The organism is Oleiagrimonas sp. C23AA, from assembly GCF_011759385.1.
GTDB lineage: Bacteria > Pseudomonadota > Gammaproteobacteria > Xanthomonadales > Rhodanobacteraceae > Oleiagrimonas.
The window spans coordinates 255,170-276,487 of record NZ_JAARLY010000003.1 but is presented as its reverse complement, the minus strand read 5'-3'; the positions used below and the strand labels follow the sequence as shown (position 1 = coordinate 276,487).

At 65.0% G+C, this 21,318-nt stretch carries 20 protein-coding genes; 9 read left to right on the top strand and 11 right to left on the bottom strand.

The annotated features are described in order from the left end of the window. Positions 1-52 precede the first annotated feature (52 nt). From uvrC to HBF24_RS06730, 7 genes are all read right to left on the bottom strand, one after another. Entirely contained in the window at positions 53-1,879 is a 1,827-nt protein-coding gene (gene uvrC, locus HBF24_RS06760; RefSeq protein WP_167170813.1) for an excinuclease ABC subunit UvrC, read from the bottom strand. A gap of 75 nt (positions 1,880-1,954) precedes the next feature. Further along, positions 1,955-2,416, bottom strand: a complete 462-nt coding sequence (locus HBF24_RS06755; RefSeq protein ID WP_167170810.1) for a low molecular weight protein-tyrosine-phosphatase — start codon at positions 2,414-2,416, stop codon at positions 1,955-1,957. Next, positions 2,416-3,198 carry a 3-deoxy-manno-octulosonate cytidylyltransferase gene (gene kdsB / locus HBF24_RS06750; RefSeq protein WP_167170807.1) on the bottom strand — a complete coding sequence of 261 codons (783 nt, stop codon included), beginning with the start codon at positions 3,196-3,198 and terminating at the stop codon, positions 2,416-2,418. The genes HBF24_RS06755 and kdsB overlap by 1 nt, the downstream gene beginning before the upstream one ends. An 85-nt stretch (positions 3,199-3,283) precedes the next feature. Next, entirely contained in the window at positions 3,284-4,606 is a 1,323-nt protein-coding gene (gene aroA, locus HBF24_RS06745; protein ID WP_343162725.1) for a 3-phosphoshikimate 1-carboxyvinyltransferase, read from the bottom strand. After that, positions 4,603-5,727, bottom strand: coding sequence for a prephenate dehydratase (gene pheA, locus HBF24_RS06740; protein ID WP_167170804.1), 1,125 nt, complete (start codon positions 5,725-5,727; stop codon positions 4,603-4,605). The genes aroA and pheA overlap by 4 nt, the downstream gene beginning before the upstream one ends. Before the next feature lie 26 nt (positions 5,728-5,753). Continuing rightward, a complete protein-coding gene (gene serC, locus HBF24_RS06735; RefSeq protein WP_167170802.1) occupies positions 5,754-6,833 on the bottom strand; it encodes a 3-phosphoserine/phosphohydroxythreonine transaminase in 1,080 nt (359 codons plus the stop codon). A gap of 88 nt (positions 6,834-6,921) precedes the next feature. After that, the gene (locus HBF24_RS06730; RefSeq protein WP_167170799.1) at positions 6,922-7,686 is read right to left on the bottom strand and encodes an FHA domain-containing protein; all 765 of its coding nucleotides are present in this window, start codon (positions 7,684-7,686) and stop codon (positions 6,922-6,924) included. A gap of 154 nt (positions 7,687-7,840) precedes the next feature. On the opposite strand from HBF24_RS06730, the gene HBF24_RS06725 reads away from it, so the two are divergent. Further along, complete coding sequence (locus HBF24_RS06725) at positions 7,841-8,116, top strand: polyhydroxyalkanoic acid system family protein (protein WP_167170796.1); 276 nt, start codon at positions 7,841-7,843, stop codon at positions 8,114-8,116. Positions 8,117-8,236: 120 nt separating this feature from the next. Further along, entirely contained in the window at positions 8,237-8,455 is a 219-nt protein-coding gene (gene infA / locus HBF24_RS06720; protein WP_167170793.1) for a translation initiation factor IF-1, read from the top strand. 140 nt (positions 8,456-8,595) lie between these two features. On the opposite strand, the gene clpA is transcribed toward infA, so the two are convergent. Beyond that, a complete protein-coding gene (gene clpA / locus HBF24_RS06715) occupies positions 8,596-10,869 on the bottom strand; it encodes an ATP-dependent Clp protease ATP-binding subunit ClpA (protein ID WP_167170790.1) in 2,274 nt (757 codons plus the stop codon). Positions 10,870-10,918: 49 nt separating this feature from the next. Then, complete coding sequence (gene clpS, locus HBF24_RS06710) at positions 10,919-11,257, bottom strand: ATP-dependent Clp protease adapter ClpS (RefSeq protein WP_167170787.1); 339 nt, start codon at positions 11,255-11,257, stop codon at positions 10,919-10,921. A gap of 153 nt (positions 11,258-11,410) precedes the next feature. Between clpS and HBF24_RS06705 the strand changes: the two genes are divergently transcribed. The 3 genes from HBF24_RS06705 to hflD are packed head-to-tail and all read left to right on the top strand — an operon-like array spanning position 11,411 to position 13,628. Continuing rightward, on the top strand, positions 11,411-11,908 hold the full coding sequence (locus tag HBF24_RS06705) for an NUDIX hydrolase (protein ID WP_167170784.1): 498 nt from the start codon (positions 11,411-11,413) through the stop codon (positions 11,906-11,908). After that, the gene (gene mnmA / locus HBF24_RS06700; protein WP_167170781.1) at positions 11,905-13,005 is read left to right on the top strand and encodes a tRNA 2-thiouridine(34) synthase MnmA; all 1,101 of its coding nucleotides are present in this window, start codon (positions 11,905-11,907) and stop codon (positions 13,003-13,005) included. The genes HBF24_RS06705 and mnmA overlap by 4 nt, the downstream gene beginning before the upstream one ends. After that, positions 13,002-13,628, top strand: coding sequence for a high frequency lysogenization protein HflD (hflD, locus tag HBF24_RS06695; protein ID WP_167170779.1), 627 nt, complete (start codon positions 13,002-13,004; stop codon positions 13,626-13,628). The genes mnmA and hflD overlap by 4 nt, the downstream gene beginning before the upstream one ends. 4 nt (positions 13,629-13,632) lie before the next feature. On the opposite strand, the gene HBF24_RS06690 is transcribed toward hflD, so the two are convergent. Then, complete coding sequence (locus HBF24_RS06690) at positions 13,633-14,577, bottom strand: LysR substrate-binding domain-containing protein (protein WP_167170776.1); 945 nt, start codon at positions 14,575-14,577, stop codon at positions 13,633-13,635. 288 nt (positions 14,578-14,865) lie between these two features. Between HBF24_RS06690 and acnA the strand changes: the two genes are divergently transcribed. The 3 genes from acnA to HBF24_RS06675 all read left to right on the top strand — a co-directional run bounded on the left by acnA (position 14,866) and on the right by HBF24_RS06675 (position 20,007). Beyond that, positions 14,866-17,616: an aconitate hydratase AcnA gene (gene acnA / locus HBF24_RS06685; RefSeq protein ID WP_167170773.1), complete on the top strand. Its 2,751-nt coding sequence runs from the start codon at positions 14,866-14,868 to the stop codon at positions 17,614-17,616. A gap of 685 nt (positions 17,617-18,301) precedes the next feature. Next, a complete protein-coding gene (locus HBF24_RS06680) occupies positions 18,302-18,829 on the top strand; it encodes a TetR/AcrR family transcriptional regulator (protein WP_167170770.1) in 528 nt (175 codons plus the stop codon). Next, positions 18,826-20,007 (top strand): MFS transporter, encoded by a 1,182-nt coding sequence (locus HBF24_RS06675; protein WP_167170767.1) that lies wholly within the window; start codon positions 18,826-18,828, stop codon positions 20,005-20,007. Before HBF24_RS06680 ends, HBF24_RS06675 begins: the two co-directional genes overlap by 4 nt. A gap of 56 nt (positions 20,008-20,063) precedes the next feature. Here the strand turns inward: HBF24_RS06675 and HBF24_RS06670 are convergent, their stop codons facing one another. Then, positions 20,064-20,546, bottom strand: a complete 483-nt coding sequence (locus tag HBF24_RS06670; protein WP_167170764.1) for a YajQ family cyclic di-GMP-binding protein — start codon at positions 20,544-20,546, stop codon at positions 20,064-20,066. Between the two features lie 113 nt (positions 20,547-20,659). Between HBF24_RS06670 and HBF24_RS06665 the strand changes: the two genes are divergently transcribed. Continuing rightward, positions 20,660-21,262, top strand: a complete 603-nt coding sequence (locus HBF24_RS06665) for a hypothetical protein (RefSeq protein ID WP_167170761.1) — start codon at positions 20,660-20,662, stop codon at positions 21,260-21,262. Positions 21,263-21,318 lie beyond the last annotated feature (56 nt).

Genomic DNA, 21,318 nt, shown 5'->3' with positions numbered 1-21,318 from the left:
GCCTGGCCGACACTTTACCGCGTTGGCCCGGACTTGACTGGCAAGCCCGGCCTCAACCGTGAAGTGCGGCGTATATTCGTTCAGCCAAGCCGCGATCGATGCCCTTGACCTGCATCAGCTCCTCGACCCCGGCAGCCTCCACGCCACCAAGCCCACCAAATGCCTTCAGCAGCGCCGTGCGGCGCCTGGCACCAACGCCCTGAACGTCCTCAAGGGAACTGCGCTCGCGCGCCTTCTCGCGGCGTTTGCGGTGACCGGAGATGGCAAAGCGATGCGCCTCGTCGCGCACGGCCGCCACCAGGTGCAAGCCGGGCGAGGCCGGCCCCGGATGCAGAGAGCGACCGCTGTCGGCAAGGATCAGGTCTTCGTCACCGGCGCGCCGGGCCGGCCCCTTGGCCACGCCGACCACGCGGATGCCGTCGACACCCAGCTCGGCCAGCACGTCCAGTGCCTGCTTGACCTGTCCGGCGCCGCCGTCGATCAGCAGAATGTCCGGCTTGGCGCCCTCGCCTTCGGCAACCTTGCGAAAGCGGCGCGTCAGCGCCTGATGCATGGCGGCATAGTCGTCGCCCGGCGTGATGCCATTGATATTGAAGCGCCGATAATGCGACTTCTCCGGCCCTTCCGGCCCGAATACCACACACGAGGCCACGGTCAGCTCACCGCGCGTGTGACTGATATCGAAGCACTCGATGCGTCGCGGCGGCTGCTCGATCTCCAGCATTTTCTGAAGGTCGTCGAAGCGTGTGCCCAACGTCTGCCGGCTGGCCAGGCGCGAGGTGATCGCGGCATTGGCATTGCGACGGGCCAGGTCCAGAAAGCGTGCACGCTCGCCGCGCACGGCAGTCTTGATGTCCACGGCGTGGCCGCTGCGCGAGTTGAGCGCCTCGGCCAAGGCTTCACGGCCCTCCACGGCATCGCTCAGGATCAGCTCCTTGGGCACGGGCCGTTCCATGTAGTACTGGGCCAGGAACTGCAGCAGCAGATCGCCGATATCGGCATCCAGCGGCATGCGCGGGAAGAAGTCGCGCGAGCCCAGCGCAATGCCGTTGCGGAAGAACAACACGCTGACGCAAGCCATGCCGCCTTCGATACGCGCGGCAATCACATCCATGTCGGCGCTGGCACCCTGCACGTGATGCTGGGCCTGCAGGCGCCGCAACACAGCCACCTGGTCGCGCAGCATCGCCGCGCGCTCGAACTCCAGCGCCGCCGAGGCCGTTTCCATGTCGCCGCTGAGCTCATCGATCACGGCGCTGCTCTTGCCCTCCAGGAACATCTCGGCGTGACGCACATCATCGGCGTAGGCCTTGGGCGTGATCAGCTCGACGCACGGCCCGCTGCAACGGCCGATCTGGTACTGCAGGCAGGGGCGCGAGCGATTGCGGAAATAGCTGTCCTCGCACTGGCGCACCTTGAACAGCTTCTGCATCACATTGAGGCTTTCACGCACGGCGTAGGCGCTCGGAAACGGCCCGAAGTAACGCCCCTGCGCGCGCCGCGCGCCGCGGTGAAAGGCCAGCCGCGGGTAATCCTCGCCCGAGGAAAGAAACACATACGGGTAGCTCTTGTCGTCGCGCAGAAGAATGTTGTAGCGCGGCTTGAGCGACTTGATCAGCTGCGATTCCAGCAGCAGCGCCTCGGCCTCGGTGCGCGTCAGCGTGACTTCGGCACGCGCAATCTGCGAGACCATGGAGGCGATACGCGGCTCCATGCGTGGCTTCAGGAAATAACTGCCAACCCGCTTCTTGAGGTTGGCCGCCTTGCCGACATACAGCAGCTCGTCGTCACTGCCGAAATAGCGGTAGACGCCGGGAGAAGTGGTCAGGGTGCGGACAAAGGCCTTGCCGTCGAACGGCGCCGTCTGGGATGACTGCATCGCTTTATTTTAGAGCCAGCGCCTCGCCGAAGGTAGCGCGGCACGCTGGTTGAACCGGCGCGCTTCAGAGGCCAGTCAGTCGATGTCGCCGAAACGCCGCATCAGTCCTTCCACGCCTGTCCGCGCCAGGTCCAGCACATGGGCGAAACCGGCCTCGCCACCGTAGTAGGGATCGGGCACCTCACCATCACCGGCGATACCCGCCACATCCAGAAACAAACCCACCTGCGCCGCCGCCCCCAACGGCCGGCGACGCTCGATCTCGATCAGATTGTCGGTATCCATCGCCAGTAGCCAGTCGAAGTCCCGGTAGTCCGAGTCACACAGCTGACGGCCACGGTGCGCCGCCAGCGAGTAGCCCGCGCTCGCCCCGGCCTTGGCCGAGCGGGGGTCGGCGCCTTCGCCCACATGCCAGCCGCCTGTGCCGCACGAGTCCACCGACCAGTGCAGACCGGCGCGTGCAAACTCCTCGCGCGCCACCGCCTCAACCAATGGAGAACGGCAGATATTGCCCAGGCAGACAAACAAAATACGCATTACATGGCTCCACGTTGGGCTGCCCACTGCGCCTCGGCACGGGCGAGATCGGCTTCGGTATCCACGCCGGGCGGAAATGGCTCGGGCGTCATGCGCACGGCAATCGCATAGCCATGCTCCAGCGCACGCAGTTGCTCCAGTGACTCCACCCGCTCCAGCGGCGTGGCCGGCAGCGCGGCAAAACGGCGCAGGAAACCGGCGCGATAGGCGTAGATGCCGATGTGACGCAGGAACGGCACATCGGCCGGCAACTCGCCCGGGTGCGCCGCGAAGGCATCGCGAGCCCACGGCATCGGCGCACGGCTGAAATACATGGCGCGACCGCGGTTGTCACAGACCAGCTTCACGCAGTTGGGATCGAACAGCGCCTCGTGCGTGTCGATCGGTGCGGCCAGCGTGGCCATGGGCACACCGTCCTCGGCCAGTGCCTCGGCCACGGTGCGAATGCCGGCCGCCGGCGCGAACGGCTCATCGCCCTGCAGGTTCACCACGATGGTGTCTTCGGGCCAACCATAACGGGTGGCGCATTCGGCAATGCGGTCGCTGCCCGAGGCATGATCGCCGCGGGTCTGGCACACCAGCACATCGCAGCCTTTCAAGGCATCGACCACGCGCCCGTCGTCGGTGGCCACCACTACCTGCGCGGCACCAGCGGCCAAGGCGCGCTCGACCACATGCGCGATCAGCGGACGCCCACCCAGCGTGCGCAGCGGCTTGCCGGGCAGCCGCGTGGAACCAAAGCGGGCGGGAATGGCGACGACAAACGGAACCGGGCTATCCATGCAATCGCATCTCACGCTGACAGGTGCGCGCAGCCTACCGGCACGCACGTCGCGGCGACAAGCATCGCGCCGTGTCCAGCCCTACTCAGGCCGCTTCCAGCGCGAAGCCACAACCGTTGGCAAGCTCGGTAAAGCCCGGAAACGAGGTGGCCACATTGGCACAATCGCCAATGCGCACCGGCCCCGTCGCCACCAGCCCGGCGGCCGCAAAGCTCATCGCCAGGCGGTGATCGCCCAGACTGTCGACCCGGCCACCGGCAATGCGACCACCATGGATGCTGGCGCCGTCATCGCTTTCTTCCACCCGCACACCCAGCGCCCGCAAGCCGATGGCCATACCCGCCAGGCGGTCCGACTCCTTCACGCGCAGCTCGGCGGCACCGCTGACTACGGTAGTGCCCTCGGCGGCCGCGGCGGCCACGAACAAGGCCGGAAATTCGTCGATCATGTCCGGCACCAGCGCCGGCGGAATCACCGCTCCATGCAGGGGGGCGTAACGCACGCGGATATCGCCGATGCGCTCGCCAGCCGCTTCACGCTCATGCAGCACTTCGATGTTGGCGCCCATCAGGCGCAGGGCCTCAAGCAGGCCGGTGCGACGCGGGTTGAGGCCCACCGCTGGCAGCATCAAGTGCGAGCCAGGCACGATGCTGGCTGCGACCAGGAAAAACGCGGCCGAGGAAAAGTCCGCCGGCACTTCAATATCGGTGGCACGCAGCGGCACGCCGCCGCGCACGCGGGCACGTCCGGGGGAAAAGTCGATATCGGCAGCAAACGCGGCCAGCATGCGCTCGGTGTAGTCGCGCGTGGGATGCGGCTCGATCACCTGCGTCTGGCCCTCGGCATACAAGCCCGCCAGCAGCAACGCCGACTTCACCTGCGCACTGGCCACCGGCAAGGTGTATTCCACGCCCTTGAGCTTGCGCCGACCATGGATGCGCAGCGGCGGCGTGCCATCCGGTGCCGTTTCGATCTGCGCGCCCATCGCTGCCAGCGGATCGGTAATCCGGCGCATCGGACGCTTGGACAGCGAGGCATCACCGACCAGCGTGCTGTCGAATGCCTGTCCGGCCAGCAGACCGGCAATCAAACGCATGCCGGTACCGGCATTGCCGCAATCAAGCGGCTGCTCGACACCACGCAGACCATGCAAACCCACCCCGTGCACGATGCGCTGGCCAGGTGCAGGGGTTTCCATGTGCGCGCCCAGCGTCTGCATGACCGCCGCGGTGGCACGGGTATCTTCGCCTTCCAGAAAACCGCTGACATGGGTAATGCCCTCGGCGATCGCACCGAGCATCATGGCCCGATGCGAGACCGACTTGTCACCGGGAATGCGAATCTGGCCCGACAACGGGCCCGCTGGCTTGCTGGTCCACGTCAGCGCCTCGTGTGCCGACCCGCTCACGGTACCGCCACCGGGTACGAGCCGAGAATGCGAATCTGCGCGGCATATGGCGCCAGCTCGGCCAGCGCCGCGTGCATGGCCTCATCCTCGACATGGCCGCCCACATCGATGAAGAAGGCATATTCCCACTTGCCCTGATGGGCCGGACGCGACTCGATGCGGTTCATGCTCAGGCCGTGATTGGCGAACGGGCTCAGTACGTGGAACAGCGCACCCGGCGCATCCTTGATATAGACCAGCAGCGAAGTGCGATCGTTGCCCGAGGGCGAGAAAATCTCGCGGCCAATGACCAGAAAGCGGGTGGTGTTGTCCGAGCGATCCTCAATGGCCTTGGCCAACAGTTTCAGGCCGTACACCGCTGCCGCCGATTCGCCGGCAATGGCCGCCGCGTCATCGGCATTGCGCGCCCGGCGCGCGGCTTCGGCATTGCTCGACACCGGCACGATCTCGGCATTGGGCAGGTTCTGGCGCAGCCAATTCTTGCACTGCGCCAGTGATTGCGGGTGCGAGTAAATCCGCTCGATATCTTCCAGACGCCCGTTGCGCGAGAGCAGGTTCTGGTGCACGCGCAGTTCGACCTCGCCGCAGATTTTCAACGGCGAGGTCAAAAACAGGTCCAGCGTGATCTGGATGGTGCCCTGGCCGGAATTTTCCACCGGCACCACGCCGAAATCGGCAGTACCTTCGGCCACTTCCTGGAACACCTCTTCGATGCTGCCCATCGGCATACCGTGCGAGGAGTGACCAAAATGCTTGCGCACGGCCTGTTCGCTGAAGGTGCCCTGCGGGCCGAGATAACCAATTTTCAAGGGCTGCTGCTGGGCCAGGCACGCCGACATGATCTCGCGGAACAGGCGCACCATTTCCACATCCGACAGCGGGCCGTCGTTGCGGTCGACCACGCGGCGCAGCACCTGCGCCTCGCGCTCGGGGCGGTAGTAATCCACCGCTGCTTTTAGCGGCCCCTTGGCCTCGCCCACCTTGTGCGCCCAGCGCGCGCGCTCGGCGATCAGCTCCTGGATGTTGCGGTCGATGGCATCAATGCGCTCGCGCGCCTGCGCCAGCGTCGGCGCCAGGTCGGCCGGTTCGGCCGCAGCATCGGCCTTGTCGTTCTCGCTCATGCAAACTCCTTGGATGACACGGCCGATCAGCCGTGCCGCTGCGCGAAATCGCGCATGAAATCGACCAGCACCGTGACGCCTTCCAGCGGCATGGCGTTGTAGATGGATGCGCGCATGCCGCCGAGCACGCGATGGCCCTTGAGCGCCAGCAAACCAGCCGCTTCGGACTCGGCCAGGAACGCGGCATCGAGCGCATCGTCGTGCAGCTGGAACGGCACATTCATGCGCGAACGCGAACCGGGCTCGATGGTGTTGCGGTAATAGCCACCCGAGCCGTCAATGGCGGCGTAAAGCGCATCGGCCTTGGCCCGATTGCGCGCCCCGACCGCCTCCAGCCCGCCCTGCGCCTTGAGCCACTGGAAGGTGAGCCCGGCCAGATACCAGCCCCAGGTGTTGGGCGTGTTGAACATTGAATCGTTGGCCGCCTGCTCGGCGTAGCGGAAGATGCGAGCCATCGGCTGACCGGCACGTTCAAGCAGATCTTCGCGCACGATCATCAGCACCAGGCCGGAGGGACCAATGTTCTTCTGCGCGCCGGCGTAGATCAGGCCAAAACGGCTGACATCGACAGGGCGCGACAGAATCGACGAGGACATGTCCGCCACCAGCGGCACGTCGCCCGCGTCGGGCAAGGTGTGAAACTCGGTGCCCTGGATGGTCTCGTTGGGCGTGAAGTGCAGGTAGGCCGCGTCCGGATCGGGCTGCTGTACCTGCGGCACGCGATCAAAGCCGGTCGATTCACTGGAACCGGCCACATGCACCCGGGCATAGGGCTCCGCCTCGGCCGCGGCCTTTTGCGCCCAGTGACCGCCAATCAGGTAATCGGCCCCCTGCCCCGGGGCCACCAGGTTCATCGGAATCTGCGCAAAATGCTGCGTGGCACCGCCCTGCAGGAACAGCACCTTGTAGTTGGCAGGAATGGCCATCAGCTCGCGCAGGTCGGCCTCGACCTCCGCCGCCAGCGCCATGAATGGCTTGCCGCGATGGGACAGCTCCATCACCGAGGCGCCGGTGCCGCGCCAGTCGAGCATCTCCTGCTGCGCGATACGCAACACGGCCTCGGGCAGCGCGGCGGGGCCGGCGCTGAAATTCCACACTCGGGACACGTACAAGCCTTCTGGTCAGATCAACAAATGTCGACGGCCATTATGCGGCGGCGCGGAGCGGGCACAAGCGCCCGCTCATGGCGGTGCGTCATATCCGGATGATCACCAGCAACGCAATGATCAAACCCAGCGCCGCCGCGGTGACGATCAGCCACCACACTTCGCCGCGCGGACCGGCATCATCTTCGGGCAAATGCAGGGGCGCTGCCGCCACCGGTTCCGGTTCGGCGATGGGTCGGCCCATGGTCCAGGCATCGATCACCCAGCGGTGTGCGCCGACACCCAGATGATCGCCGTTGCGAAGACGCGCCTCGCGCACACCCTGGCCATTCACGCGCAGGCCATAACGCTCGGGCACCTCGGCGCTGACCCACAGCGCATTGTCGCGCCAGCCCAGCTCGACGCGCCCTTGTGCACGGGCATCGGGCAGGCTGAGCGGCTGTGCGCCACCTTCACCCAGTACAAACCCCTCACCCACCGACCAGGCGCGACCGGACAACGGACCGGCCACGGCGCGCAGTGAGATCGCCTCGGGGCGCGCCTCGGGGGCGTCCTCTGCAAGGTCTGCCTCGGTGCGCTCGCTGACCAGCCACAAGCGGCACTCGCCCACGCCAAGACAGTCGCCCGGGCGCAGCAACGCGCGCTCGCGTACCGGACGCGCGTTGACGTAAACCCGCCCTGCGCCCGGCTCCACCTCAAGCCACAGTCCGCGCGCATCGTCATGCACACGCAGGTGATGGGGCGCCACGCCATGCTCGCGCAAGACCAGGTCGTTGTCCGCCGCACTGCCAATACGCAGATGCTCGCGCCAGACATGGGGCTCGCGGGAAGGATGGGCGAATTCGATATGCATGCAGGGATGCTTAAGAACCTTGGCCGAAGCCGACGGACGGTGCGGTGACAGGTCAGTTTAAGCCAAGCATACCGCTGGCGGGTGCTGTTCACCGCGCGTCATATCGACATTGTTAAGATGCGCGTCTTGACCCGACCGCCATGGATTAGCCCTTATGCCCAGCATCGACATCTCCCGCTCGCACTCCCTCGGCAAGGAGGGCGCCCGCGACGTGGTCGAAAAGGTCGCTGCACGCATGCAGGCCAAGTTCGACGTGAGTACGCACTGGGAAGGAGACACGCTGAAATTTCAGCGCAGCGGCGTGGACGGTGCGATCTCGGTCGAACCCACCCATGTCAACGTGAGCGCCAAGCTGGGCATGCTGTTGTCGCCGCTCAAGCCCATGATCGAACAGGAAATTGCCCGTAAGCTTGACGAATACCTGGCTTGAGGCAGGCTCGAGCGAGCGCCTGGATGATGGTCAAACTTTAACCTTGGGCCCTGACGTGGCAGAATGGCGGGCTTCCGCGGCTGTATCTGCCGCACCCTTACCTTGCTGATTTTCGCTTATATGGCCAAAGACGACGTTATCGAAATGGAAGGCACGGTCCTTGAGACCCTGCCCAACACCATGTTCCGCGTGGAGCTGGAAAACGGCCACGTCATCACCGCCCACATTTCCGGTCGCATGCGCAAGCACTACATCCGCATCCTCACCGGTGACCGTGTGCGCGTCGAGATGACGCCCTACGACCTGACCAAGGGTCGCATCACCTACCGCATGAAGTAAGTCGCGCGGCACTCCGGCGCCTGCCGCGAGGCTTGCAAGGCAAAAAAGACCGGCAGGGCCTCGCCTTGCCGGTCTTTTTGTCGTGCGCGAAAAAACATATCCCGGCCCGGCGCCACGGCCGGACCGGGACAGTTGGTGCCTTACTCGACCACCGCCGGCAGATGCTCGCCGGCCTCCGTGGTCACCTTCAGCTCGTCATCCTCGACACTGAGCTTGATGCGGCCGCCCTCGGCCAGCGCGCCGAACAGCAGCTCGTCGGCCAGCGGACGCTTGATGTGGTCCTGGATCACGCGGGTCATGGGACGTGCGCCCATCTGCGGATCGAAACCACGCTCGGCCAGCCACTGGCGCGCATCGGCGTCCACATCCAGCGTGACGTGACGCTCGTTGAGCTGGGCTTCCAGCTCGATCAGGAACTTGTCCACCACGCGCAGCACGTGCTCGAAGGCCAGCGCCTTGAACTGCACGATGGCATCCAGGCGGTTGCGGAACTCCGGCGTGAAGCTGCGGCGGATGGTTTCCAGCGCATCGGGCGAATGATCCTGCTCGACAAAGCCGATAGTGCGGCGTGACGCCAGCTGGGCACCGGCATTGGTGGTCATGATCAGGATCGCATTCTTGAAGTTCGCTTCGCGACCATTGGTGTCGGTCAGCGCGCCACGATCCATCACCTGCAGCAGGATGTTGAACACATCCGGATGCGCCTTTTCGATCTCGTCCAGCAACAGCACGCAGTGCGGGTGCTTGGTCACCGCCTCGGTCAGCAGGCCGCCCTGGTCGAAACCGACGTAGCCCGGAGGCGCGCCGACCAGCCGCGACACCGAATGCGCTTCCATGTACTCGGACATGTCGAAACGGATCATCTCGATGCCCAGCTGCATGGCCAGCTGCTTGGTGACCTCGGTCTTGCCCACGCCGGTAGGGCCGGCCAGCAGGAAGCTGCCGATCGGCTTCTTGGGATCGCCCAGGCCCGAGCGCGCCATCTTGATCGAGGCCGACAGCGCCTCGATGGCCGGATCCTGGCCAAACACCACCATTTTCAGGTTGCGCTCCAGGTTCTTAAGTACATCGCGATCGGACGCCGACACCTGCTTGGGCGGAATGCGCGCCATGCGGGCGATGATGTACTCGATCTCGGGTACACCGACCTTGCCGGTACGCTCGTCCTCGGGCAGCAGGCGCTGGCGGGCGCCGGCCTCGTCGATAACGTCGATGGCCTTGTCCGGCAGCAGGCGATCAGGGATGTGCTTGACCGCCAGATCCACCGCCGCCTGCAACGCCTCGTTGCTGTACTCGACGCTGTGATGGGCCTCGAAGCGGCTCTTGAGCCCCTTGAGAATGGCCACGCTGTCAGCAATGGTCGGCTCGACCACGTCGATTTTCTGGAAACGACGGGCCAACGCGCGGTCCTTCTCGAAGATGCCGCGGAACTCCTGGAAGGTGGTCGAACCGATGCAACGCAGCTCGCCGGAGGCCAGCATGGGCTTGATCAGGTTGGACGCATCCATGGTGCCCCCCGAGGCCGAGCCCGCACCAATGATGGTGTGGATCTCGTCGATGAACAGCACCGCGTTTTCTTCCTTCTTGAGCTGCCCGATCACCGCCTTCAGGCGCTTTTCGAAATCGCCGCGATACTTGGTGCCGGCCACCAGCGCGCCCAGGTCCAGCGCCCAGATGGTGGCATCGGCCAGCACCTCGGGCACCGAGCCTTCCACGATGCGCTTGGCCAGACCTTCGGCCAGCGCCGTCTTGCCGACACCGGCCTCGCCCACGTACAGCGGGTTGTTCTTGCGCCGGCGGCACAGCACCTGGATGGTGCGCTCGACTTCCTCGTGGCGACCGATCAGCGGATCGATCTTGCCCTCGGCGGCCAGCTCGTTGAGGTTGTTGGCGTACTCGCTCAAGGGGTTGGACTTGGCCTCGCCGGCCACTTCCTCGCCCTCGGCCTGCTCGGCGGCGGCAGCCGACTGTGCCTCATCGCCGATCTTGGCGATGCCGTGCGAGATGTAGTTGACCACGTCCAGGCGCGTGACCTCCTGCTGGTGCAGGAAATACACGGCGTGGGAGTCCTTTTCACCGAAGATGGCCACCAGCACATTGGCGCCGGTCACTTCCTTACGGCCGGACGACTGCACGTGATAGACGGCGCGCTGCAATACCCGCTGGAAGCCCAGCGTGGGTTGGGTGTCGCGCTCATCGCCGGCCGGCAGCACCGGCACGGTTTCACCGATGATGCGGCGCAGCTCCTGGCGCAGCCGGTCGGTATCGACATTGCAGGCACGCAGCACGGTCGAGGCCGAGGCGTTGTCGATAAGGGCCAGCAGCAGGTGTTCCACGGTCATGAATTCGTGGCGCTGCTCACGGGCCTCCTTGTAGCAGTGGCCGATGGTGAGCTCGAGATCCTTGCTGAACATGTGGACCTTCTCCGCTTGAATGGTTCTCTAGCCCCGAAGATGGGGACGGCTACAGCTTTTCCATAGTGCACAACAAAGGGTGCTGATGGGTGCGTGAATACTCATTGACCTGAGTGACCTTGGTTTCGGCTACTTCGCGGGTATATACGCCGCACACGCCCTTGCCCCGGGTGTGTACGTGCAGCATCACCTGCACCGCCCGCTCCTGATCCAGGGAGAAGAACGTGCGCAGCACCTCCACTACAAAGTCCATCGGCGTGAAGTCGTCATTTATTAGTACGACCTGAAAAAGTGGCGGCTTGGCCGTCTCCGGTCGTGAGTTCTCGACGGCGACGCCGTGCTCGTGTTCCGAGTCATGGTCGTGATCGTGGTCGGGAGAGTGGTTCATCGGTGACAGCACCGTTCCTGATCGCTGTGAATGGCTCCAAGTATACGTGCCGACCCTTCACGCCCCGAAGGGACCATGTGTGATCGGCTCATTACCCAAGTAGTGGCACAATGGCACATTTCCAGAGCCGATCTTCAGGACCATTTGATCACCATGCACGCTCCCAGTTCCCCATCCGCCAGCGCCGAGGTCTGGTGCCCGCACGTTACCGTGGCCACCGTGGTGGCCGACGGCCCGCGCTATCTGATGGTGGAAGAAGACATTCATGGCCGTGTGCGCTACAACCAGCCAGCCGGTCACCTGGAGCCAGGCGAAAGCCTGCAGCAGGCGGCCTTGCGCGAAACGCTGGAAGAAACCGGCTGGGACGTCGAGCTTGAGCACTTTGTCGGTGTGCACCAGTGGTACAGCGCCACGCATGGCGATCACATCGTGCGCTTCACGTTCGCCGCCCGCGCCCTCAAAGAACGCGAGGGACACACGCTGGACGATGGCATCCACCGTGCACTGTGGCTGGATCGATCCGAAATCGCCGGCCTCGGCGATGCACTGCGCAGCCCGCTGGTGCTGATGAGCATCGACGAATGGCTGGCCGGACGCCGCCTACCGCTGGAGGTGGTGCGCCACGTCGCCGCTGGAGCGGTGCAGGCATGAAAGTGATGCTGGGCGTGTCCGGCGGCGTTGACTCGTCGGTCGCCGCGCTATTGCTGAAACAGGCTGGCCACGAGGTCGAAGGCCTGTTCATGCAGAACTGGGAAGAAGACGAGCGCTCGGGGCCGTGCCGCGCCGAACTCGACCGCAAGGACGCCGTGGCCGTGTGCGGTCTGCTTGGTCTGCCATTTCATGCGCGCAATTTCGCCAGCGAATACTGGGACGGCGTGTTCGAGCACTTTCTGGCCGAATACCGCGCCGGCCGCACGCCCAACCCGGACGTGCTGTGCAACCGCGAGATCAAGTTCAAGACCTTCCTGGAGCACGCCCAGGCGCTGGGCGCCGAGAAGATCGCCACCGGCCACTATGCGCGCGTCGATCAGCGCGACGGCCAGTGGCGCCTGCTGCGCGGCCGCGATCAGGGCAAGGACCAGAGCTACTTCCTGCACGCGCTGGGTCAAACGCAGCTGGCCGCCACGCTGTTTCCGGTCGGCGAAATCGAAAAAACCGAGGTGCGCCGCCTGGCCCGCGAGGCCGGCCTGGCCACGCACGCCAAGAAGGATTCGACCGGCATCTGCTTCATCGGCGAACGCAACTTTCGCGACTTTCTCTCGCAATACATCCCGGCCCAACCCGGCCCCATGCAGACACCGGATGGCCAGAGCGTGGGTCAGCATGACGGCGTCATGTACTACACGCTCGGCCAGCGCAACGGACTTCGCATCGGCGGCATGCGCGGCGCCTCCAACGAGCCGTGGTATGTGGTCGGCAAGGACGTGGCCAGAAACATTCTTTATGTCGCCCAGGGCGGCTCCAACCAGTACCTGCAATCGACCCGGCTGAGCGCCAGCGCCCTGACCTGGGTGGCTGGGCAGGCGCCGGGGCGGTCATTTACCTGCAGCGCCAAGACACGTTACCGCCAGCCCGACCAGGCCTGCACCGTCACCCTGCAGGGCGATATCGCGCAGGTGGTGTTCGAGCAGCCGCAGCGCGCGGTCACTCCCGGCCAGTCCGTGGTGTTCTACGACGGCGAGGTCTGCCTGGGCGGCGGCATTATCGACACCACCGATGCGGTTTTCGGTGGCATGGAGCAAGCATGAACGAAGAACGCGTACTGGCCTTGGCCGGCGTTTTCCAGGCGGTGAGCCTGGTCCACCAGCTGGCCAATGACGGCCGCTGTGACGATGTGGCGCTGGAAGCGAGCCTGCGCAGCGTATTTCGCATCGACGCCCCGGATGTGGCCGGTGTGTTCGACGGTGTACCCGGCGTGCGGCTGGGTCTGCGCACGCTGATTAGTGAGCTTGACGGCGATCGCCAGCGCGACATGACACGCATGCGCATGGCCGTCACCGTGCTGCGCCTGGAGCGCAGCCTGGCCGGCCGCGCCGACATGCTGGAGAAACTGCACGAAGGCATCCTTGCCACGCAGCGTCAGGTCGATCATTTCGGCCTGATGCACGCCACCGTCGCCGGTCGCCTGGCCGAGCTGTACGTCTCCACGCTGTCCACGCTGCGCCCGCGCGTGCTGGTCTCCGGCGCGCCGCTGCAGCTGCAGCAGCAGCCAGTGGTCGAGCGCATCCGCGCCGCGCTGCTGGCCGCGGTGCGCGCCGCGGTGCTGTGGCGCCAGATTGGCGGCCGTCAGTGGCAATTGCTGATCAAGCGCCGCCAGTGCGCCATGCTGGCGCGAGGCATGCTCACCGGCGCCACCATCGACAACGGCTGATCGCTCAGGCGCCGATCACGCGCAGGCCGTCGGCCGCGCCGGCCATGTCACGCAATAACTCGGCGAAGCGGGCCACATCCTCGTCCCAGGGCGTGGTCTGGCGCCAGTACAGCGCAATATCGCGCCCGGCCGCTTCGCCTTGCACGCGTGACAGCGTGATGCCGGGAATCGAGGCCAGACGCTCGCGCGCCAGCACCGGCACCAGGGTATAGCCGCCGCGCAGGGCGACCAGGGAAGCCAGGCTTTCCAGGCTGACATCCTGGATGCGTTCGCTGGCCTCATCCAGCGCGCCATCCAGGGCGCCCAGCGCCCCGGAGACGTGGCTTTCGGCCATCAAGGTGGCCTCCTCCGGACGCAGCGCCGACAGCGCCACCGCCGGCGTGCCGGCCAGTGCGTGCGCCTGGTTGAACAACAACTCGTAGCGCTCGAAGAACACCGCCTGCGCGGCGATGCCTCGCGCATGCTCGGTCGGCGGCGCCAGCACCGCGTCCAGCTCGCCTTCGTGCAGGCGTCGCAGCAGGCCGCGCGGCTTGCCCTCGGACAAGGTCAGGCGCGCACCGGGAAAGCGCTGCGGGAACGGCTCGATCAGATGCGGCAACAGATACGGCCCCAGCGTCGATGGCACGCCCAGACGCAACTCACCGCCAAACGCGGCGCCAGCGGCCTGCGCGGCGTGTTCAAGGTCTTCGCCGGCCTTGAGCACGGCATCGACATGCGCCAACAGGCGCTGCCCGGCGGCGGTCGGCAGAATGCGCCGACCCCCACGTTCGAACAACGGCGCGCCGAGCGCCTGCTCGACTTTCTGGATTTGATGCGACAGGCCCGAGGGGCTGATATGCATCAGCCGCGCGGCGCGGTTGAAGCTGCCCTCGGCCGCCACCGCCTGCACCAGCACCAGATCGCGCAGCGACACCGCGGCCAGGGCCATCGAAATATTCGAACGCTGCATGCCATCAAATCCGTTTGTGCCACTGCCCCGGCAATAGCACCATATGAAGCGAAGTAAAAAAGCGCCTGCGGCGGCATCAAAACCGATCGCCACAGGCGCCTGATATCCAGCGTTCATTGTAGCGACATCGGCAGCATCGATGATGGGCAAGCACCGCCGCCGAGGCCGCCAGATTCGCGCTGCATACCGCTTTTGAGCGATAATTGCAGCGATAAGTCGGTTCATTTGCCCGCTGCCGATGCCTTTTCGGCGCGGCCGATCCATCCCAGCTTTCTGCCAGGAGTAGCCATGAAAGATTCCTTTTCCACCCGCGACACGCTAGAGGTCAACGGCAAGCAGTTCGCCATCGCCAGCCTGTCCAAGCTGGGTGAGCGCTTTGACATCAAGCGCCTGCCCTACTCCATGAAGATCCTGCTGGAGAACCTGCTGCGCAACGAGGACGACCTGGCCGTCTCGGCCAAGGAAATCGAGGCCGTGGCCAACTGGCAGGCCAAGGCCGAACCGGATACCGAAATCGCCTTCATGCCGGCGCGCGTGGTGCTGCAGGACTTCACCGGCGTGCCCTGCGTGGTCGATCTGGCCGCGATGCGCGACGCGATGGGCCAACTGGGTGGCGATCCCGAGCTGATCAACCCGCTGTCGCCGGCCGAGCTGGTCATCGACCACTCCGTGCAGGTAGACGCATTCGGCTCCGAGCAGGCGCTGGACAAGAACGTGGAAATCGAATTCCAGCGGAACCAGGAGCGCTACAGCTTCCTGCGCTGGGGTCAGAAGGCGCTGGCCAACTTCAAGGTGGTGCCGCCGCGTACCGGCATCGTGCATCAGGTGAACCTGGAGCACCTGGCGCGCGTGGTCATGGGTCAGGACAAGGACGGCCAGCTGTGGGCCTACCCGGACACCGTGTTCGGCACCGACTCGCACACCACCATGATCAACGGCATCGGCGTGCTGGGCTGGGGCGTGGGCGGCATCGAGGCCGAGGCGGCCATGCTGGGCCAGCCTTCGTCCATGCTGATTCCGCAGGTGGTCGGCTTCAAGCTGACCGGCAAGCTGCCGGAAGGTGCCACCGCCACCGACCTGGTGCTTACCGTCACCCAGATGCTGCGCAAGCTGGGCGTGGTCGGCAAGTTCGTCGAGTTCTTCGGTGAGGGCCTCAAGCACCTGCCGCTGGCCGACCGTGCCACCATTGCCAACATGGCCCCCGAATACGGCGCCACCTGCGGCATCTTCCCGGTCGATGCCGAGGCCATCAACTACCTGCGCCTGTCCGGCCGCAGCGAGGAGCAGATCTCGCTGGTCGAGGCCTATGCCAAGGCCCAGGGCCTGTGGCACGACGAAAACACCCCGGAAGCTGAGTTCACCACCACGCTTGAGCTGGACATGTCCGAGGTCAAGCCGTCGCTGGCCGGCCCGAAGCGTCCGCAGGACCGCGTGCTGCTGACCGAGGTCAAGAACAACTATCACCAGGTGGTCGGCGGCCTGACCGCCAACCGTGCGCCGAAGAATGGCGATGCCGAGCGCTTTGCCAATGAAGGTGGCGACACCGCCGTCGGCAACCCGGCCGCCGCCGTCGAAGCCGGCGTCAGCCAGGTGAGCAAGGATGGCGAAACCTTCGACCTGAAGGACGGCGCCGTGGTCATCGCCGCCATCACCTCGTGCACCAACACCTCCAACCCGGCCGTCATGCTGGGCGCCGGCCTGGTCGCCCAGAAGGCCGCTGCGCGTGGCCTGACCGCCAAGCCGTGGGTCAAGCCCTCGCTCGGCCCGGGCTCGAAGGTGGTCACCGACTATCTTGAAAAGACCGGCCTGATGGACGAGCTGGAGAAGGTCGGCTTCTACCTGGTCGGCTACGGCTGCACCACCTGCATCGGCAACTCAGGCCCGCTGCCGGCCGAGATCAGCAAGGGCATCAGTGATGGCGACCTGGCCGTGGCCTCGGTGCTGTCGGGCAACCGCAACTTCGAGGGCCGCGTGCACCCCGAGGTGAAGATGAACTACCTGGCCTCGCCGCCGCTGGTGGTCGCCTACGCCCTGGCCGGTACGCTGGATATCAATCTGGACAGCGATCCGATCGGCCAGGACAAGGACGGCAAGGACGTGTTCCTGAAGGACATCTGGCCGACCAACAAGGAAATCAGCGACCTGATCGCCAGCTCGGTCACCGCCGAGATGTTCGCCGAGAGCTACGCCGACGTGTTCAAGGGCGACGAGCGCTGGAACGCGATCGCCTCGCCGGACGGCAAGCAGTACGCCTGGGACGATGCCTCCACCTACATCAAGAATCCGCCCTACTTCGAAGGCATGACGATGGACGTGGAAGCGGTCGAGGACATCCACGGCGCGCGCTGCCTGGCGCTGCTGGGCGATTCGATCACCACCGACCACATCTCGCCGGCCGGCGCGATCAAGAAGGACAGCCCGGCGGGCCGTTTCCTGATCGAGCGTGGCGTGGACCCGAAGAACTTCAACTCCTACGGTTCGCGCCGCGGCAACGACGATGTGATGGTGCGCGGCACCTTCGCCAACATCCGCATCAAGAACCTGATGCTGGACGGTGTCGAGGGCGGCTACACCAAGCATGTGCCGTCGGGCGAGCAGATGGCCATCTACGATGCGGCCATGAAGTACAAGGCCGACAACACCCCGCTGGTGGTGCTGGCCGGCAAGGAGTACGGCACCGGCTCCTCGCGTGACTGGGCGGCCAAGGGCACCCTGCTGCTGGGCGTGAAGGCGGTCATCGCCGAAAGCTTCGAGCGCATCCATCGTTCGAACCTGGTCGGCATGGGCGTGCTGCCGCTGGCCTTCAAGGACGGCGACAGCGCCAAGAGCCTGGGCCTGACCGGCGACGAGTCGTTCGAGATCACCGGTCTTGAGAACGGCGAGGCGAAGGAAGCAACCGTGGTGGCCAAGGGCGCCAACGGCGAGAAGGCCTTCACCGTGCGCGTGATGCTGCTGACGCCGAAGGAACGCGAGTTTTACCGTCACGGCGGCATCCTGCAGTACGTGCTGCGTCAGCTGGCGGCCAAGAAGGCCGCGTAAGCGCCTGGCCTGATCGTCAGCCGGCCATCGGCCGCCCCAACCGGGGTGGCCGATGGCACAAAAAAGCGCCCGTCATCGTGACGGGCGTTTTTTTCATGTGCGGTGGCTGAAGCGCCAGAGCGCGATAACACATTGCTTACAAGCGGTGTACAAAAAAACGTGACTTGCGCCACGAAAATGAACGCCGACCCAGCAACCAAGGGTCGACGCTTGAGAACTTTCTCATCCGTCCATACACCAAGTAACGAATCGCCGTGATGGCGACTATCGATTTCCCGCCTTGCGGGTCATCGGAGGGGCCGGTCTCCTTCCCCTTTACGGGACACCGACCTGACAACCTCCGGCAGCTCCTCCCCTGGCTGCCGGAGGTTTTTTTATATCCGTATCTTCGAAAGAAGCATTTGCCTCCCGCGCTCGCTGCCGGTGGCGCGGGTGCCAGAAGCTCGCCTGGCCTCGACTGAAAGTGCTACCACTTTGCCAAGCGCTCCATCGCCCCTCCACACAGCCAGGCTTCATCGCTGCGAACCCGCGATGGGGTGGGTTCAACTCGCCAGCTGGCTCCTTGCCTTCAGACCTCGACCTACTGCCTCAATCGCTTATCAACACCATCCACACATGGTCTCAGACTGAATGGCCCAGGGCCGAGGTGTTGACCCGTGTAAAATGATCGTTTTACATGGCGTGTATGGATATCGACTCGCGACTTCTCGCCGCCGCCGAGCGGCTGTTCGATCATGAAGGCTTCAACGCGACCGGGATGGGGCGTGTGGTGGAGGCCAGCGGCCTTTCCAGCCGCACCGTGTATAAACACGCCGCGGGCAAGCATGTGTTGATGGCGATGGTGCTGCGCGCGCGACAAAGGCGTTTTTTCGCGCAGGCCGACTTTCGCAGTACACGCGCACTGTTCGCCTCCTTGCGTCAATGGGTCAGGCAGGATGGCGCGCGCGGCTGCCTGTTTTTTCGTGTACGTGCCGAAACCGGCGCTCGCACGCCGCTAATCGAGCAGGTGGTCGCGGACTATCACGCACAGCTGCACGCAAGCATCACAGCTATGGTGGCTGGTGAGACGGGCACCGACGATGCGATGCTTTGCGATCAGATACTGGCGTTGTTCGAAGGCGCCACGGCTGCCGCCACCTATCGTGGAGATCGGGCCATCGAGGCGGCGAGCGACTGCGCCTGCCAGCTCATCGAAGCGAAGCGCCCGGCATGAGCCGCGCCCTCAAAATGGGCGCGACCGGCTTTGGCCTCATCGCGGTCTGCTACGGCTTCGCACGGTTCGCATTTGGCCTTTTCCTGCCACAGATACGTACCGATCTAGCGCTGTCAGATACTTACGCAGGCACTATTGCCGGTGGCGCGTTTCTCGCCTACGTCATCGCCATCATGATTTCGGCGCGGACCTGCGAGCGTATGGGCGCAAAAGCGGTAGCTGTCATTTCGGGACTAACGGCGGCGGCAGGCATGCTGGGCATCGCAATCTCACCGTCACCGACCTGGCTGGCGATGTTCGTGGTGCTAGCCGGCGTGAGCACAGGTTTGGCATCACCGCCGATGGCTCTTGCGGTCTCTCAAGGCGTGGACCGCGCCCAGCAAAATGCCACCAATACTGTCATCAATGCGGGTACCAGCGGCGGCGTGGTTATATCCGGTTTGGTGGCGCTGGGCATGAGTGAACGATGGCGCGAAGTATTTGTCCTGTTCGCCGGCTCGGCACTGGCGGCAGCGCTTGCAGCCTGGCGGTGGCTACCGTCCGGCTCGGCGGAAAGCGTCACATCACCACGCAAAGCCGCCCACGTCAGGACGCCAGCGCGTGGCACCCTCTGGCAATTGATCGGCGCCTCGTTTCTGGCGGGCGTCTCCAGCACAGCGCTGTGGTCATTCGGTGGCGAAATGGCCGCCAGACGCCTGCACTGGTCCACGCACGGCATCAGTCTGCTCTGGATCGCCATCGGGGCGGCAGGTGTGAGTGGCGCGGCAGCCGGCATATTGGTCACGCGCCTGGGCATCAATAGGGTTCATCGAGGCTTCCTCGCGATACTGGCAACAGGCACCTCGATGGCCGGGCTCTCGTTTACAACACCACTGGCAACCGTGCTGGGTGGCGCACTATTCGGCTCGGCCTATGTCATGTTGACTGGTATCTACCTGGTCTGGGGCACCTCGGCCCTGCCCCACCGACCTGCAAGCGGCCTGATGGTTGGCTTTCTGACGCTGGCCATTGGCCAAACCGCGGGAGCACCGCTGTTCGCTCAGCTGATGCAGCGCACCTCACTGCAGACCGCAACCATCGCCTTCTCGTGCTTGGCAGTGAGTGCGGGTCTATTCCAGTTCAATGGACATCTCAAAGCAAGCAAAACCGCCGCCGCGCCAGCGACGATGAAGTCATAGAAGCCCTGCCGCCACCTGGACGCTGCCCGGATCGCCAAGTAGGAAACGATGCAGGATCAGTCGCGGAAATTCTCGAACTGCAGCGGCACGTCGAACTCCTGGCCGCGCAGCATGGCGATGGCCGCCTGCAGGTCATCGCGCTTCTTGCCGGTCACGCGCAGCTTGTCGCCGTTGATCTGCGACTGCACCTTGAGCTTGGCCTCCTTGATGGCGGCGCCGATCTTCTTGGCCACCGCCTGCTCGATGCCCTGCTTGACGGTGATGGTCTGGCGCGCCTCGGCCAGGTTGGCTTCGGGCTCGCCCACGTCCAGCGCACGCAGGTCGATGCCGCGCGCGACGATGCGCCCGCGCAGGATGTCCAGCATCTGCTGCAGCTGGAACTCACTGGGCGCCAATTGCTTGATGGTGCTGTCGTCCAGCTCGAAACGGGCGTTGACGCCCTTGAAGTCAAAGCGGTTGGTCAACTCGCGGTTGGCCTGATCCACGGCGTTGGTCAGCTCGTGCTTGTCCACTTCGGACACGATATCGAAGGAAGGCATGGAACTCTCTGAACGGTTGAAGGCATGATGGCCGCAGCCGGCGGCCGGTGTGCACAGCATAGCGGCAAGCGCCACCACCGCGTCATCCACCGCGCTACACGGAGTGAGCTTTCATGCGCCCGATACTTGTTTTTGCCGCCCTGTCGCTGACCGCACTTGCCGTGCCGCATCCGGCTTGCGCGACCGATAATGCCTCGGCCGAAAGCGCTGCCGTTCAGCTGTTTGCCGAAGCCTGTCTGACGCATTATCCGCACGAGTCGGATTTCAGCGACTGGCTGGCCCAGCAGCACTTTCCGCGCGCGGCGCCGGCCATGACCAGCACGCTGACCGGTAAGCGCGGCGGGCGCGCCTTTGCGGTTAGCCGGAACGGCCATCACCTGCTGCTGGTCGCCGAGTGGGGCAACCTGTGCTCGGTGTATGCGCGACGCGCCGACGCGGCCCAGGCACGCGCGGCAGTGGCCTCGCTGCGCGAGGGCCTGCGCGAACCCGGCACGCTGCAAGAAAGCGCGCATGAGCAGACCCGCCGCACGCGTGAAGGCACGCTCAACATCACCCAGTGGACCTACACCAACAAGGCCGCCGTGCCGGTGCTGGCACTGAGCCTGTCGACCTCTGATTCCACCCACGGGCTGTACCAGATGGCGGTCAGCGCCAGCGTCGCCGCGCGTCATGCGCTGCCGGCCAGCGATGGCCCGGGCAAGCCCTCCTCGGACTGACACCGTTCTATCGAACAAAGACGGGGGACGCCGCACGTGCTGCCGGCGCGGGCCTG